We start from the raw sequence: 14,873 nt of genomic DNA on the forward strand, positions 1-14,873 counted from the left end.
TTCGTCCATAAAAACCTCCTCATTTGATCTTCAAACCACGCCAATGGTTCAAGTGAGGAGGTCTCTTACCGATATTGTAGAACTTGTCCAGTCCTCCACCGTAGGTGGAGGTTTAGTGTAGATACAACAAAAAGGGCCTTCTGAAATCAATCAGAAGGCCCTAATATGGCTCCCCAGGCCGGACTCGAACCAGCGACCCAGCGATTAACAGTCGCTTGCTCTACCAACTGAGCTACTGGGGAAAACTCTTTTTCGCTTGGCGACCGTGGCCGCCTCAACGTTGGTGAGGTGGTTTCTAATGGAGTGAGCCGCACTTGCCAAGCCCCTTTTTTTATCTTTTTAATTTCTCTTGTGGATCAGTGGAAAAGACCACCGAACTGTCACAGAAAACACAAGCGCAGTGAATTTCCCTTCAAACGCGAGAAGGCCATATTTTGGCTGTTTTGTCGTGCTCTTATCGGCTAAAACAGCACAAAATCAATAACATCGAAAAGGTCACCCCGCAGATGATCGCGCCTCAAAGAGAATTCAGGATCGGCCGGAAGACAATCAAAATTCCACAGACGCCGTTTGCCAGAAAGCTTCTTGGCAGCCTTCTCGTTGTGGGCGGGATTCTCGGTTTCCTACCCATTCTTGGTTTTTGGATGCTGCCGCTGGGCCTTCTGATCCTTTCGATCGATTTGCCAACGCTGCGCAAATATCGCAGAAAGATCTCGATCAAGATGGAAAAGCGCAAACGGAACCAGTCCGTGGCGGATGCGCTCAATCAAACACAGAATCAGGATCTCGCATGACACTTCATTCCGCGCGCACAACTCTCGTTGTCGGCGGCGCACGATCTGGCAAGAGCTCATTCGCCCAGAAGCTCTGCGAAGACAGCCCCCATTCTCTATTCTACGTCGCAACCTCTCCCGTTCTGCCGGACGATTCCGAATTTGCGGCACGAATCCAGAAGCACAAGGATGATCGCGGCCCGCGTTGGACGGCGATTGAAGAGGAAATTGACATCTCCCGCGTCATCAGGGAGTACGACGCCCCTCACAACGCCCTGCTGGTCGACTGCGCCACCTTGTGGCTCAACAATCTCATGTATCACGCTCTGCCGCTCAAGGAGCACATAGAGGCCCTGCTGGAACAGCTCCGGGTCTGTCAGGCTCGTGTTGTCGTGGTATCCAACGAAGTGGGGCAGGGCATCGTTCCCACAGCACCGGACGTCCGGGCCTTCAGGGACTATCAGGGTCGGCTCAATCAGCGGCTGGCGGAAACGTGCGAGAGGGTGGTTGAAGTCCGACTCGGCCTGCCGGTGCTCCTCAAGCCGACAAACCAGCCAAAGCTTGTTCTCTGAGCCAATTTGGCGGCGCCTCAAGGGAGCCGCTAGTGTTTTGAAAATGCACTAGAGTGCTGCAATCAACGCTATGATCGCAACGAAACCAAACTGAACTGTTGACGCACTGACGTAAAGGCGCAGGGCGTCATGGACATCCCGTGCACCAATGGCGCGTCGGCCGGTGTCATTGACAAAGGGCTCATCAACGAGTTCACCGCCATAATAGCGGGGGCCGGAAAGGGCGATATCGAGCCTACGCGCCATGGCTCCCTCCGGCCAACCGGCATTCGGCGACCGATGGCGGTTGGCATCGGCAAAGAACCGTTCCCACGGCGGGGATTGCCTCTCTCGAGCAACAGATAGCCGCAGTGGCGAAAACAGCAGCAACAGCATCGTCAGGCGCGCCGGAATCAGGTTCAACACATCATCGAGTCGCGCCGCCGCCCAGCCGAAATAGCGATAGCGCTCGTTGCGATGGCCGATCATGCTGTCGCCGGTATTGATGATCTTGTAGCAAATGAGGCCCGGCAACCCGAACAGCACCAGCCAGAACAGCGGCGCTACAATGCCGTCGGAATAATTCTCCGCAAGGCTCTCAATTGCGGCCCGCGCCACACCGGATCCATCCAGCTTCGTCGTATCCCGCCCCACGATCATGGAAACGGAGTAGCGGGCCTGTTCAAGGTCGCCTGCAGCAAGATCCTCTTCCACCCGCTTCACGTGATCATGCAGGCTTTTCTGCGCCAGCAGGGTGGAAGCCAGAATGGCAATAATGATCCAGCCAACGACGCCCAGCGACATCAGCAACCACTGCACCAGCGTCCCGCCAACGGCACCGACACCGACGAGCAGGAGCATGGAGACGCTTCCCAGCGCACGACCAGAGAACGCGCTCTGGGTCCGTGGGTGATTGAAGGTCTTTTCAAGAAGGGAAATCGCTTTGCCGAAAAGCACGACCGGATGGGGAAGGCGAGTCCAGATCCAGTCCGGCTCGCCAAACAATCCATCCAGTATCAGGGCCAAAAGCACAACTAAAGCGAACAGGCCGCCAGACAGAATCACCGATACATGACCCTGCCGAGCGCTTCATCAAACCGGGTCATCGACTTCTGGTCGATCGGAATGCCGAAGCGGATATAATCCGTGCGATAATCGAAGATGCGCGTCCAGATGTGCATCTCGGCCAGCTTGCGGTGCAGCTCCTTGGCATCTTCCTTGATGACGAGGCGGAACAGCGACGTGCCACCGGCAATATAAAGGCCGCGTTTGTCGAGAATTTTGTCCATGAGCTCGGCTTGTGCCCGGAGCTTCTCTCTCTGGTCCTTCTGCCATTCCAGATCATTGAGAGCCTGCGTGCCAACGCGCAGCGCTGGTGTGGACACGGCCCAAGGCCCCAGCATGTCGCGGATCTTGCTGATCTGGACCTCGTGGCCCATCAGGAAACCAAGGCGAATGCCGGACAGACCGAAGAATTTGCCGAAAGAGCGCAGGATGACGCAGTTCGGCATTTCGGCCAAATGGGGCATCACGCTCAACTCGGGATTAACGTCAGCAAAGGCCTCGTCAACGATCAGCAGCCCACGCTGGCGATGCAGTCTGTTGGCAAGATCCACCAGCAGCTCGGCGTCGAGCGTACGACCGTCCGGATTGTTGGGGTTGCAGACCAGAAGACAGTCACCGGGGAAGAATTCCTTTGGCAGCTCATTGATCATGGCCACATCGACACCAGCCCGCGCCATGGCACGCTGGTGTTCCGAATAGGTCGGACCAAGGATCAGACAGCTCTGGTTGGTGCCCAAAAGAACTGGCATCGACTGGATGAGCGACTGCGTGCCAGGAGAGGCAACAATCGAAACTTCATCCGGAACATTATAGGCTGAACGAGCAGCAGCGAGGCACTCCACCAGATCCCCTTGCGTTGGCAAGGCACCGATGGAATCAAGCGCGTGTTCCCGGTCAAAGGGATAGGATACGTGGTTGATACCGGCAGACAGATCCAGCCAGCCTTCACGCGTTCCCCCATAACGATTCATCGCGGCGGAAAGATCGCCACCGTGCATCATAATATTGTCGTCACTGGCAACCATGATTTTAGCCCCAAACTGTTCGGCGAGTGTGCCCTTTGCATAGACCTTTTGCCAAACGGATGCAAACCAAAAGCCCTCCTTTTTCATGGAGTGTGACCAAACGGACGAGGTCTCTTTGGTCAACCATAAATGGGGATGATTTCACACCGGCCAGAACCTGCCGGCGATCATCATCCGGGCGTCAAACCCCAATGGCACGAAGCCCTGAAAGCCAACAAAATCAGCAACCGCCCCATTCCGATGAACGACGCGATTGCGATACAGGAAGCGAGTTGGTAACCTCTGCAGCAAAACTATTCAAAAAGGCAACCATGGTCACCTTGCTCGGGCCTTGCCCAAACGCTCCTTGGTCGTCAATGAAGTTGTATTTCAGCAAATCAATTCGGAACAATCCATTTTGAAGATACTCGTCATATCCAATTGCTCCGAGAGAGCCTACAAGCAGATTTTCTCCCTTTTTCTGCCTCAACACGACATTCAGTCCCTCAGCGTTTCCAAACTCGGCAGCACAGATTTGGCGCAGTCGGATTTCGACGTGTTCCTGGCCCTTCAGAGCCATATCGACAGTCTCAAGTCCGGCCTGACGGCCAAACAGATAGAGACAGCCAAGATCATTCCGCTGCCCAATTTCCACTTTTCAGGATTCCACCCCGACACCTGCTATGTGCTCTCGACCAGGCGCAAGAACGAACAAATCCCGTCTGCGGCCGGTGCCTACCACTCGATTCTGGCCTTCACCGCCTTCATGCTCGGAAAGTCAGCCGACGAAGCGCTCACACTCTTCAGGCAGGAGACCTACGAAGCACTGGGCTTTCTGCATGAGTTCGAGCGCAGCAAGAAGGCGCTTATGCAGCAGTTTCGCGCCAGTTCCCTTTCCATGGATGCCCGGTTCATCAACTGGACAAGAAAGGGCGTTTTCATGCACACCCAGAATCACCCGCATCTGCATTGTCTGCATGACGTCGCCAGAGCCGTTTGCGAAGTCCATTTTCCGGACTTTCAGGATTATCGCCACCCGCTGCCCGACTATCTGTCAGACCTGATGATCTACCCATGCTATCCGGAAATTGCCGAGCGCCGGGGAGCCGTCGGCAGCCTGTTGTTCAAGGTCACAGCCCAGGACAAAGCACTGCCTCTTGAGGCATTCGTCCGGCAGACGTTCGAAATCTACAACCGGCACGGCCGCAGGGCGATGCAGATCAGTCCGGCCTTTCAGACCCGATATGATGAAGTCTCTGCCTATATTCAGGGAAACTAGACAATGACCAATCCCTATCACAAGATTGCCAGTTTTCAGCTTTGGCGCCGTGCCGTTTCCCGCGTAGAGCCGTTTGACATCAACCCTGCCGTCAATCCTCGTTTCCAGATTTCCAGCACCGACCGGGTCGCCACTGCAGGCAGCTGCTTTGCCCAGCACATTTCCCGGCGCATTGCCAAAATCGGTTTCAACTATTACTGCCCGGAACATGATGACAGCCTCTCTGCAGAAGAGGCCGTAAAGCAAAACTACGGTGTCTTCTCCGCACGCTATGGCAACATCTATACAGTGCAGCAGCTCAATCAGCTTTTCGGTGAGGCGGTACTGGGCAAAGAGAAACACGAATCCGTATGGAAAAAGGGAGACGCCTTTTTCGACCCCTACAGGCCGAACATCTTTCCGCAGGGCTTTGCAACGGAACTGGCCGTAAAGGAAGAAAGAGGCAGACACCTTGCCTGTGTCCGGCAGATTTTTGAACAGAGCGACATCTTTGTCTTCACGCTAGGCCTGACGGAGGGTTGGCGCTCTCAGGTCGACGGATCAGTCTTTCCGCTGGCACCCGGCGTCGCGGCTGGCAGTTTTGATTCTGCTCTTCACGAGTTCCACAATTTCACCATTGATGAAACCCGTTCGGAGCTTTTTGAATTCCTGACCAACCTCAAGCGGTTCAATCCCGGGGTGAGGGTGCTTCTCACCGTTTCGCCGGTGCCCCTCATCGCCACCTTCGAGGATCGCCATGTCCTGACATCAACCGTTTACAGCAAATCGGTGTTACGCGTTGCGGCCCAGGAAGCCTACGACGCATTCCCATTTGTCGATTATTTCCCTTCCTATGAAATCATCACCGGCAGCCCGACCTGCGGGATGTATTTTGAGGATGACATGCGGGAAATCAACGCCCGAGGCGTCTCCCACGCCATGCGCTGCTTCATGGCAGCCTATGCCTCAGCCGAGGGCACTCCTGCTCCCGCCACATCCGAAGCGGATGAGCAGTATTTCTCCGATCAGAAAAAGGCGTCCGAGATCGTCTGCGATGAAGAGGAAATAGAGAAATCTCTGGTCTCGAAGCTGAAGTTCTGGGGCAAATAGGCACCATTCAAGGGCATTTAACACGCGCCCGGTCAAGGATGATCAGCCAAGATCTGGACAGACTTGGAACGGCCAACTGACGAACTCAGCCAGTCAAATTCTGGCGCCCGCATTCTGGCTTTGCAGCCAGACCATAACAATATGTATCAGGGAAGAGATTGGAGGCTCGAGCCGGAATCGAACCGGCGTACACGGATTTGCAATCCGCTGCGTCACCACTCCGCCATCGAGCCTTCCTTGCGTGTGGTGGAAGGTGCATAGCAAATGGATTTCTTCGGCTCAAGTCAATTTCCACGACATTTCGATTTTTTTACAGTCACCCCCAGAAAATTGTCACAAGGATGACATCTGGCAAAACCTCTTTAAGTATATATACCGCAAATCCCCTTGCAACCGATGGGTCAGGGGGATATTCAGGCAAGAAAGATACGTCTTCCCACGGATCCGGAAAGCAGAATGGACAGAGTGCCTCGCGTCAGATAAACCGAAAAGGCACATCGAACCAGAGAGTTGAACCAGAGAGTTTCAGGGAGTTCGCAGATGAGTGAATTTGGCAAAGCCCGACAGAGGATGGTCGACAACCAGATCCGCACGACCGACGTGACTGCCTACAAGGTTCTGGATGCCTTTCTGACGGTTCCGCGGGAAAAGTTCGTTCCCACGCCAATGCGTTCGCTTGCCTATTCCGATTCCGACATTCGCATTTCAGACCATCGCGTAATGACCCAGCCATCGCCACTTGCCAAGATGCTGCAGCTGGCCGCCATCAAGCCGGACGACATTGTCCTGATCATCGCCTCAGGCTCAGGATACACTGCCGCGCTCGCGTCCCGACTGTCCAACACCGTTGTTGCCGTCGAACCGGACGAAACCCTTGCCCAGTCTTCGGAAAGCGCAATTTCTGATCTTGGTTATGACAATGTCGCCGTGATCTCCGGCGATCCCAAGGAAGGCGTGCCGTCCGAAGGCCCTTATGATGTGATCTTCATCGATGGGGCCGTCGAAGAGGTGCCACAAGGCCTGCTCGATCAGCTCAAGGATGGTGGAGCACTGGTAACGGCCGAGGGCAGGGACCACATGGCGGAGGCGGTCAGGATCCTGCGCAATGGTGAGCATTTCTCTCGCATGTCCGCTTTCGACACCAACGCGCCGTTGCTTGCAGAATTCACCAGAACGCCATCCTTCAATCTCTAGCCGCCTGCGGCATTTTGTACGATTCGGCGTGAGGTCAAAATACGAAAAGCCAAAGGACAGAAGGCCATTCAATGCCCTTTACCAAGGTCGATTGAAGTGGAAATACATCAATTGATACAAAATGATACACAAAGAGGCAAAAAGACTGCTATAGAATAATGGTATCAATTTGGCGAACTTGTTTCTTAAAGTGTTGCAATTAAGCTGTATTCACATTTTTTTAAGAGAATCGACCGCCAGACCACTAGGAATGAAAAACTCTTCCTATTATGGTCCTCAACTAAACGATATCTATGTACCGGCGTGGTGAGGCTAACCATGTCGTAAATTCATTTAGGAGTAATGGTGTGGCTGGGCTACGGACAATATCGCTATGTGCTGTAACTGCACTGCTTTGGAATGTGCAGGGTGCTTCGGCTGAGAATCTTTCCAATGCTTTGTCTCTTGCTTATAGCAACAACCCTACGCTGAACGCGGCGCGCGCCGGTTTGCGCGCAACTGACGAAACCGTGCCTCAGGCGCTTTCAGGCTATCGCCCAACGATCACGGGCACAGGCTCTGCGGGTCGCACTTGGTCGGAATCAGAATATGCAACCGGCATTTCAAGACACAATCAGGTCAACACGACCTCCCTTGGTCTTCAGGTTCAGCAGATCCTTTATCGCGGCAATCGCACTAAGAATGGTGTCAAGCAGGCCGAAGCAGCCATTCTTGCTGCACGTGAGGGTCTCAAGTCGACTGAACAGTCCGTCCTTCTTCAGGTTGCAACGGCCTATATGGACATTCTTCAGAACCAGGCCATCCTTGAACTGCGCAAGCAGAATGTCGCCTTCCTTGAAGAACAGGCCCGGTCCGCAAAAGACCGCTTCGCCGTTGGTGAAACCATCAACACGGACGTCAATCAGGCTGAGGCCAGCCTCGCAGCAGCCATCTCGATGGTGCATGCAGCACAAGCCAATCTGACCGCCAGCCAGGCAACCTATGAGCAGCTCGTTGGCAAGAAGCCGACAACGCTTGTCGCAGGCTATTCGGTTGACAATTTGTTCCCGAAGACGTTGCAGCCTGCTCTCGACATGGGCCTGACCAAGCACCCATCAATCATCTCGGCCAAGTACAACGTCGATGTAGCCGATCTTGATGTCAAGATTGCCGAGGGCGCCCTGTTGCCGACCTTGACAGTAACCGGTGCAGCATCCCGTTCCTTCTCGAACAACATCAATCAAAGCAACGTGTCCGGCTCGACCAACAGCGCGTCCATCACCGGAGCCCTGAGCATTCCACTCTATTCCGGCGGTGCAAACCACTCCAAGGTCCGCGCAGCCAAGGAATCCCTTGGACAGGCTCGCATTCAGCTCGACCTTGCCCGCGCCCAGATCCGCGCTGGCATCATGTCCGCATGGGCCAGCCTTCAGGCCAGTATCCCGTCCATCACTGCAGCTCAGGCACAGGTCAAGGCTGCACGTCTGGCAACGCAGGGTGTGATCGAAGAGCAGAAGGTCGGACAGCGCACGCTTCTTGATGTCCTCGACTCGCAGGAAACCCTCATCACCGCCCGCATCTCGCTTGTGCAGGCACAGCGAGATCGTATCGTCGCTTCCTTTGCCATGGCATCTGCCACCGGCAACCTGTCAGCAGAAAACCTCAAGCTGAAGGTTCAGCGCTACGACCCGACCCAGCATTACAATGCTGTGCGCGACAAATGGGTTGGCCTGCGCACCCCGGACGGTCGCTAGGCTTTTGCCGCGAGCGAGCACAAGAGCAAAAATTCGAAAAGCCGGTGTATCTCACCGGCTTTTCTCTTTTTAACAGGCTACCGACCTGTTAAAACCCGCCGCATCAGACAGGCACAGTCAATTCATACGTAAAGTCATCAGGATAGCGGGGAAATTAACGTATGTTTCCTTCACTCCACATGTCATTGATGCTTTTTTACGGAACAGATTTCAACAATCTGACAAACTCTCTATAGTGTTAGGATGAGCGAATCATATTCGTGGCGGAATATGTTTAGTTCTATGACCTGTTTGTCGTTAGTTTCGGGTGAGGCCATGTCAAATTCCAGCGCAGCTCAAGAACCTTCCATGGAGGAGATTCTCGCTTCCATCCGGAGGATTATTTCGGACGAGGAAGCTGCAATTGGCGAAGAGCCGTCCGCTGCTGCACCCGAACCGAAGGCCGATCCCAATGAAGCACTGAGTCAGGAAGCGCTTGATGCGCTGTTTGACGAACCTGCCCCGAAAGCCGAACCAGAACCCGAGGAAGAAGAAGAACTCGACATGGCTGCAGCAATGGCTGCCATGGAAGAGGAGGAAGCTCCCGAGGAAGATGTTCTGGACTTGCCTTCTGAATGGCAGGAAACCGATCTGGTTGAGCCGCGCGAAGACGACCTGATGTTCGCCAACGCCGAGGAGCCAAAGGAAGAGCCCGAAGCTCCGACCACTCTGGAAGAGATCGTCAACAACAAGCTGGAACAGTCCGTTCCCGCCGCGCTCAAGTCTTCTTTCGAGACAACGCCGATGCCGGAAGGGCCGCTGCCTACCCTGAAGCGGGGTGAGCCTCTTGTTTCCGACGACACATCGCAGAAGGTGACGAGTGCCTTTGGCGATTTGACCCATACCATCCTCAACACCAATTCCCGTACCATCGAGAATGTCGTTGAGGACATGTTGCGCCCGATGCTCAAGGCATGGCTCGATCAGAACCTGCCTGTTATGGTCGAGCGCCTCGTGCGCGCCGAGATCGAGCGAGTGTCCAGGGGCGAGCAGCACTATCGCTGATCGCCCGCACCAACGCTACAGAGTCTCGCCCTTGTGCCCCCAAGCGGCCACATCACGTGTTTTTCTTGAAAAATCTGCGCTGATTGGCTGAAGTTTGACCGCTCATAACTGCAAACGGTTGACAGCTTTGGGGGAATGGGATTTACACCATTACCGATACAGTTTTCGTACCGACCAGTAAGACTTCCCGGTCTTTACTCTGTCGGTTCAAGCCTCAGAATGACGGCGTTGCCAGCGAACCCGCTTGGCGCGCTGCAATATGGATGTGCAATGCTTGAAAAAACTTTTGATGCGGCGACCGTAGAGCCGCGCCTTTATGATGCATGGGAAGAAGCCGGCGCATTCAAAGCCGGAGCTGGGAAGAAGGACGGTCAGGACAGCTTCTCGATCGTGATCCCACCGCCGAACGTTACCGGGTCGCTGCACATGGGGCACGCCCTCAACAACACCCTTCAGGATGTCATGATCCGCTATCACCGCATGAAGGGCTATGACGTTTTGTGGCAGCCGGGCATGGACCACGCAGGCATTGCAACCCAGATGGTTGTCGAGCGCCAGCTGGCCGCCAACAAGGAACCGGACCGTCGTTCCATGGGCCGTGAAGCCTTTGTTGAACGCGTCTGGAAGTGGAAGGGCGAATCCGGCGGCACCATCTTCAACCAGCTGCGTCGCCTCGGCGCAACGGCTGACTGGTCTCGCGAACGCTTCACCATGGACGAAGGCCTTTCCAAGGCTGTTCAGAAGGTTTTCATCCAGCTTTACAATGAAGGCCTCATCTATCGTGGCAAACGCCTCGTCAACTGGGACCCGAAATTTGAAACCGCGATTTCCGACCTCGAAGTCGAGAACAAGGAAGTCGACGGCCACATGTGGCATTTCAAATATCCGCTGGCTGGTGGCGAAACCTACACCTATGTCGAAAAGGACGAGGACGGCAACGTCGTCTTCACCGAAGAACGGGACTATATCTCCATCGCCACGACCCGCCCGGAAACCATGCTGGGCGACGGTGCGGTTGCCGTTCATCCGTCTGATGAACGCTACGCGCCGATCGTTGGCAAATTCTGTGAAATCCCTGTAGGACCGAAAGAGCATCGCCGCCTGATCCCGATCATCACCGACGAATATCCTGATCCGACCTTCGGCTCAGGCGCGGTCAAGATCACCGGCGCGCATGATTTCAACGACTATCAGGTTGCCCGCCGCAACAAGATCCCGTGCTACCGCCTCATGGATGTTCAGGCTTCCATGCGCGCTGACGGTGCTCCCTATGCGGAATGCGCCTCTCAGGCGCTGGCAATCGCCAAAACCGGCACCCTGCCGGGTGAACGAGAAGTCGACGAAATCAACCTGGTGCCTGACGAATATCGCGGACTTGATCGCTTCGAGGCACGCAAGCAGATCGTTGAAGCCATCAACGCCGAAGGCCTTTGCGTCTTCACCAAGGACGAAGAAGGCAACGCCATTCCGCTTGTCGAGAACAAGAAGATCATGCAGCCGTTCGGCGACCGCTCCGGCGTTGTCATCGAACCAATGCTGACCGACCAGTGGTTTGCCGACGCCAAGACACTGGCTGAACCGGCGATCGCATCTGTACGGGAAGGGCGCACCAAATTCGTTCCACAGAACTGGGAAAAGACCTATTTCGAATGGATGGAAAACATCGAACCATGGTGTATTTCCCGTCAGCTCTGGTGGGGCCATCGCATTCCGGCATGGTTCGGCCCGGATGACCAGATCTTCGTCGCCCATGATGACGAGGAAGCCGCCGCACAGGCAAAGGCCCACTATGGCAAGGACGTCGAGCTGAAGCGCGACGAAGACGTTCTCGACACATGGTTCTCGTCTGCCCTGTGGCCTTTCTCCACGCTCGGCTGGCCGGACAAGACACCGGAACTGGAGCGCTACTATCAGACCGACGTGTTGGTCACCGGCTTCGACATCATCTTCTTCTGGGTTGCCCGCATGATGATGATGTCCATGCACTTCATGAAGGAAGAGCCGTTCCACACCGTCTACGTCCACGCTCTGGTTCGCGACGAACATGGCGCCAAGATGTCCAAGTCCAAGGGCAACGTCATCGACCCGCTCAACCTGATCGACGAGTTCGGGGCGGATGCGGTTCGCTTCACCCTGACGGCCATGGCGGCTCAGGGTCGCGACATCAAGCTGGCCACCAGCCGCGTAGCAGGCTATCGCAACTTTGGCACCAAGCTGTGGAACGCAACCCGCTTCACCCAGATGAACGGCTGCGAACGCACCGAGGGCTTCGATCCATCCGCCGTCAAGGAAACGGTCAACCAGTGGATCGTCACCGAGCTGGCCAAGACGGCAACTGAAGTCTCCGACGCCATCGAGACCTATCGCTTCAACGATGCAGCCAACGCGCTCTACCGCTTTGTCTGGAACCTTTATTGCGACTGGTATATCGAGCTCAGCAAGCCCATTCTGCAGGAAGAGGGCAGCAACAGCGAAGCGAAGTCCGAAACGCAGGCCTGCGCGGCCTGGGTTCTCGATCAAATCTGCCTGCTGCTGCACCCGATCATGCCGTTCATCACAGAGGAACTCTGGGCTGAAACCGGCAAGGTCGGACCGGCACGCAACGGCCTGTTGATCCTTGAAGACTGGCCGAGCTATGACATCAAGGACACGGGAGCTGCCGACGAGATCAACTGGCTTGTCGACATGATCACGGCAATCCGCTCCATCCGTGCGGAAATGAACATTGCCCCGTCGACCAAGTTCAAGCTTGAGATTGTTGGGGCATCGGAAGAGACCAAGGCTCGCCTTGCATCCCATGATGCTATTCTGAAGCGTCTGGCACGCGTCGAAGACATCAAGGTCTCCGACACCGTCCCGCACGGTTCTGCGCAGGTTGTCGTCCGCGAAGCAACGGTTGCCCTGCCGCTGGCCGGTGTGATCGATCTGGACGCTGAAAAGGCCCGTCTCGAAAAGGAACTCGACAAGATCAGCAAGGTCGCCGAGAAGTTCGAGAAGAAGCTGGGCAACGAGAAATTCGTTGCCAACGCTCCGGTCGAGATCGTCGAGGAACAGAAGGCCAAACTGGCCGAACAGACCGAACTCAAGGCCAAGGTTCAGGAAGCTTTGAACCGCATTCTGGCTGCTCTCTAAGGGTCCGTCAGAGTCTGAAATGAAATGCCCGCCAGCCAAAGCTGGCGGGCATTTTCATATCTGAAATTCGAGTTGTCGGCTCATCGGATGGAGCGTAGAATGTCCCCACAAGGCTTCTAATGCACCTAAACTCTGGGAGGATGTCATGTCTGACTGGGTAATCAAAGGGTATGATAGCACCAAGGAATTCTACTCCCGCTCCTTCGCACAGCGGGAAACAGGCGAGATAGAACATCTGCTGACCAAACTCTATCTCCAGACATTGCCGATTGGCGAACTCGCCACATCCACAAGGAATGAGGATGTGGCATTCATCGTTACGCACCCTGACGCGGTTGACGAAACAATCCAGATCGGCACCGACCTGCACTTCGTGGCACGAAAAGTCACCCATTAGACCCGCGACAGCGAGTTTCGTTTGCCAAGCCGCCTGACCAATAGCCAGTGACCAATAGCCAGTGACTTGCCAGAAGGAACCGGTCCAGAAGGGACCGGCGAGGGCAGGATCATCCTGAAAAGGGTAACAAGTTACCTGATCACCACGCCTTTTGCCCCGGCCAGATCCTGAATGAACTGCCAGGCGACGCGCCCGGACCGTGATCCTCGTGTCGTCGCCCATTCAAGAGCCGAAGCGCGCAACTCATCGGCGTCCACCTCAATGCCATATTCGGCAACATACCCCTCGACCATCTCCAGATAATCGTTCTGGGAACAATTGTGAAAGCCGATCCACAGGCCGAACCGGTCCGACAGCGAAACCTTCTCCTGTACTGCCTCGCTGGGGTTGATCGAGGTCGAGCGTTCATTCTCGATCATGTCCCGCGGCATCAGGTGGCGACGGTTCGAGGTTGCATAGAAGATCACATTGTCCGGTCGCCCCTCAATGCCGCCATCAAGCACGGCCTTCAGCGACTTGTAAGCCGTTTCACCCGGATCAAACGACAAGTCGTCACAGAACAGGATGCAGCGCTCTTCATGAGCCCTGAGGATGTTCATCAGGACCGGCAGGCTGTCGATATCCTCCCGCGCAATCTCGATGAGCTTCAAGGGCGAAGCCTTGCCTGCTTCCGTGCGATTGACCGCGGCGTGACAGGCCTTGACCAGCGAGCTTTTGCCCATGCCGCGCGCGCCCCACAACAACGCATTGTTGGCTGGCAATCCGGCGGCGAAGCGTTGTGTATTCTCGAGAATCATGTCGCGATTGCGATCCACCGCCTTGAGCAGGGACAGATCGACCCGATTGACCTTGAGCACCGGTTGCAGGTGAGGGGCGGGATCTGTGTGCCAAACATAGGCATCAGCTACCTTGAGGTTGGTATCGACCGGCAAGGGGGGCACCGCACGCTCGATGCTCGTATGAATTTCCTTTAGAATAGCTGCAATTTCAGCAAGTGTTTTTGCGGTCATGGAAGTGACGACTCCCCCTTTTGTTGCCCTGTGCCAAATTAGGTGCAGAAAAACGGCAATAAAGCGTTCCTTTACCCTTTCCCTTTGCACAAAGGATCATTATGTCTAGGCCTTGATTAGCAGAGTTGTGCCGGGCGTTGCAAACCTTCAACTGACTATTTGCAAACTTCGCCGGGATCGCTATAGTCCGCTCAAATCGAAATACGCCTCAAGGGACGGGAAAGCCGTCCATACTGGCCTAAAAGGAGCAATAAATGTTTGTATCGCCAGCTTTTGCACAGGGCGCAGGTGGAGCCGCCGGTGGCCCGGAATTCCTGATCTCCGTTCTTCCTTTCATCCTGATCTTCGTGATCATGTATTTCCTGATCATTCGCCCACAGCGCAATCAGGTGAAGAAACACGCCGAACTGGTTTCCAACGTGCGTCGGGGCGACACCATTGTCTCCAATGGCGGCATTGTCGGCAAAGTCACCAACGCAACGGAAGAAAACGAAGTCACCGTTGAAATCTCCGAAGGCGTAAAAATCAAATTGATGCGCAAGGCCATCGCAGAAGTTCGCTCCAAGGGCGAGCCTGCCGGCGACGCAAAATAGTCTCAATTT

At 55.1% G+C, this 14,873-nt stretch carries 14 protein-coding genes and 2 tRNA genes; 10 read left to right on the top strand and 6 right to left on the bottom strand.

Translation table 11 applies throughout. The features are described 5' to 3' along the window. Positions 1-166 precede the first annotated feature (166 nt). Positions 167-242: transfer RNA gene (locus DSL70_RS07590), tRNA-Asn, on the bottom strand. Between the two features lie 264 nt (positions 243-506). Between DSL70_RS07590 and DSL70_RS07595 the strand changes: the two genes are divergently transcribed. Together DSL70_RS07595 and cobU are read left to right on the top strand one after the other, a co-directional pair. Further along, on the top strand, positions 507-794 hold the full coding sequence (locus DSL70_RS07595; protein WP_119307851.1) for a hypothetical protein: 288 nt from the start codon (positions 507-509) through the stop codon (positions 792-794). After that, on the top strand, positions 791-1,345 hold the full coding sequence (gene cobU / locus DSL70_RS07600) for a bifunctional adenosylcobinamide kinase/adenosylcobinamide-phosphate guanylyltransferase (protein ID WP_119307342.1): 555 nt from the start codon (positions 791-793) through the stop codon (positions 1,343-1,345). Before DSL70_RS07595 ends, cobU begins: the two co-directional genes overlap by 4 nt. Before the next feature lie 48 nt (positions 1,346-1,393). Here cobU and cbiB read toward each other — a convergent pair whose 3' ends face one another. The 3 genes from cbiB to DSL70_RS22560 form a co-directional block, all read right to left on the bottom strand. Beyond that, positions 1,394-2,389, bottom strand: a complete 996-nt coding sequence (cbiB, locus tag DSL70_RS07605) for an adenosylcobinamide-phosphate synthase CbiB (protein ID WP_245418132.1) — start codon at positions 2,387-2,389, stop codon at positions 1,394-1,396. Beyond that, the gene (cobD, locus tag DSL70_RS07610) at positions 2,386-3,414 is read right to left on the bottom strand and encodes a threonine-phosphate decarboxylase CobD (RefSeq protein WP_162916454.1); all 1,029 of its coding nucleotides are present in this window, start codon (positions 3,412-3,414) and stop codon (positions 2,386-2,388) included. The genes cbiB and cobD overlap by 4 nt, the downstream gene beginning before the upstream one ends. A 220-nt stretch (positions 3,415-3,634) precedes the next feature. Continuing rightward, positions 3,635-3,973, bottom strand: coding sequence for a hypothetical protein (locus DSL70_RS22560; RefSeq protein ID WP_245418180.1), 339 nt, complete (start codon positions 3,971-3,973; stop codon positions 3,635-3,637). Between DSL70_RS22560 and DSL70_RS07615 the strand changes: the two genes are divergently transcribed. Then, on the top strand, positions 3,950-4,672 hold the full coding sequence (locus tag DSL70_RS07615; RefSeq protein WP_425359344.1) for a WcbI family polysaccharide biosynthesis putative acetyltransferase: 723 nt from the start codon (positions 3,950-3,952) through the stop codon (positions 4,670-4,672). The genes DSL70_RS22560 and DSL70_RS07615 overlap by 24 nt on opposite strands. 3 nt (positions 4,673-4,675) lie before the next feature. Continuing rightward, positions 4,676-5,761 carry a GSCFA domain-containing protein gene (locus DSL70_RS07620; protein WP_119307345.1) on the top strand — a complete coding sequence of 362 codons (1,086 nt, stop codon included), beginning with the start codon at positions 4,676-4,678 and terminating at the stop codon, positions 5,759-5,761. Between the two features lie 159 nt (positions 5,762-5,920). Here the strand turns inward: DSL70_RS07620 and DSL70_RS07625 are convergent. Next, positions 5,921-5,994: transfer RNA gene (locus tag DSL70_RS07625), tRNA-Cys, on the bottom strand. Between the two features lie 307 nt (positions 5,995-6,301). On the opposite strand from DSL70_RS07625, the gene DSL70_RS07630 reads away from it, so the two are divergent. The 5 genes from DSL70_RS07630 to DSL70_RS07650 all read left to right on the top strand — a co-directional run bounded on the left by DSL70_RS07630 (position 6,302) and on the right by DSL70_RS07650 (position 13,261). After that, positions 6,302-6,955 (top strand): protein-L-isoaspartate O-methyltransferase family protein, encoded by a 654-nt coding sequence (locus DSL70_RS07630; protein WP_119307346.1) that lies wholly within the window; start codon positions 6,302-6,304, stop codon positions 6,953-6,955. A 401-nt stretch (positions 6,956-7,356) separates the two neighbouring features. After that, on the top strand, positions 7,357-8,688 hold the full coding sequence (locus tag DSL70_RS07635; RefSeq protein ID WP_425359353.1) for a TolC family outer membrane protein: 1,332 nt from the start codon (positions 7,357-7,359) through the stop codon (positions 8,686-8,688). A 348-nt stretch (positions 8,689-9,036) separates the two neighbouring features. Further along, positions 9,037-9,732 carry a PopZ family protein gene (locus DSL70_RS07640; RefSeq protein ID WP_245418133.1) on the top strand — a complete coding sequence of 232 codons (696 nt, stop codon included), beginning with the start codon at positions 9,037-9,039 and terminating at the stop codon, positions 9,730-9,732. Positions 9,733-10,002: 270 nt separating this feature from the next. Beyond that, complete coding sequence (locus tag DSL70_RS07645; protein WP_119307853.1) at positions 10,003-12,864, top strand: valine--tRNA ligase; 2,862 nt, start codon at positions 10,003-10,005, stop codon at positions 12,862-12,864. Between the two features lie 145 nt (positions 12,865-13,009). Continuing rightward, positions 13,010-13,261: a hypothetical protein gene (locus DSL70_RS07650; RefSeq protein ID WP_119307349.1), complete on the top strand. Its 252-nt coding sequence runs from the start codon at positions 13,010-13,012 to the stop codon at positions 13,259-13,261. Positions 13,262-13,392: 131 nt separating this feature from the next. Here DSL70_RS07650 and DSL70_RS07655 read toward each other — a convergent pair whose 3' ends face one another. Next, complete coding sequence (locus DSL70_RS07655) at positions 13,393-14,271, bottom strand: ATP-binding protein (protein WP_119307350.1); 879 nt, start codon at positions 14,269-14,271, stop codon at positions 13,393-13,395. Positions 14,272-14,525: 254 nt separating this feature from the next. Between DSL70_RS07655 and yajC the strand changes: the two genes are divergently transcribed. After that, positions 14,526-14,864 (top strand): preprotein translocase subunit YajC, encoded by a 339-nt coding sequence (gene yajC / locus DSL70_RS07660; protein WP_119307351.1) that lies wholly within the window; start codon positions 14,526-14,528, stop codon positions 14,862-14,864. Positions 14,865-14,873: the final 9 nt, after the last annotated feature.

Origin of the sequence: Cohaesibacter haloalkalitolerans (assembly GCF_003574655.1) — a bacterium.
GTDB lineage: Bacteria > Pseudomonadota > Alphaproteobacteria > Rhizobiales > Cohaesibacteraceae > Cohaesibacter > Cohaesibacter haloalkalitolerans.

Bases quoted from the DNA above. Each gene is read 5' to 3' on its own strand.
- DSL70_RS07595 (WP_119307851.1), top strand. From the start codon at position 507: ATGATCGCGCCTCAAAGAGAATTCAGGATCGGCCGGAAGACAATCAAA.
- cobU (WP_119307342.1), top strand. From the start codon at position 791: ATGACACTTCATTCCGCGCGCACAACTCTCGTTGTCGGCGGCGCACGA.
- cobD (WP_162916454.1), bottom strand. From the start codon at position 3,414: ATGGTTGCCAGTGACGACAATATTATGATGCACGGTGGCGATCTTTCC.
- DSL70_RS22560 (WP_245418180.1), bottom strand. From the start codon at position 3,973: ATGGCTCTGAAGGGCCAGGAACACGTCGAAATCCGACTGCGCCAAATC.
- DSL70_RS07620 (WP_119307345.1), top strand. From the start codon at position 4,676: ATGACCAATCCCTATCACAAGATTGCCAGTTTTCAGCTTTGGCGCCGT.
- DSL70_RS07630 (WP_119307346.1), top strand. From the start codon at position 6,302: ATGAGTGAATTTGGCAAAGCCCGACAGAGGATGGTCGACAACCAGATC.
- DSL70_RS07640 (WP_245418133.1), top strand. From the start codon at position 9,037: ATGGAGGAGATTCTCGCTTCCATCCGGAGGATTATTTCGGACGAGGAA.
- DSL70_RS07645 (WP_119307853.1), top strand. From the start codon at position 10,003: ATGCTTGAAAAAACTTTTGATGCGGCGACCGTAGAGCCGCGCCTTTAT.
- DSL70_RS07650 (WP_119307349.1), top strand. From the start codon at position 13,010: ATGTCTGACTGGGTAATCAAAGGGTATGATAGCACCAAGGAATTCTAC.
- DSL70_RS07655 (WP_119307350.1), bottom strand. From the start codon at position 14,271: ATGACCGCAAAAACACTTGCTGAAATTGCAGCTATTCTAAAGGAAATT.
- yajC (WP_119307351.1), top strand. From the start codon at position 14,526: ATGTTTGTATCGCCAGCTTTTGCACAGGGCGCAGGTGGAGCCGCCGGT.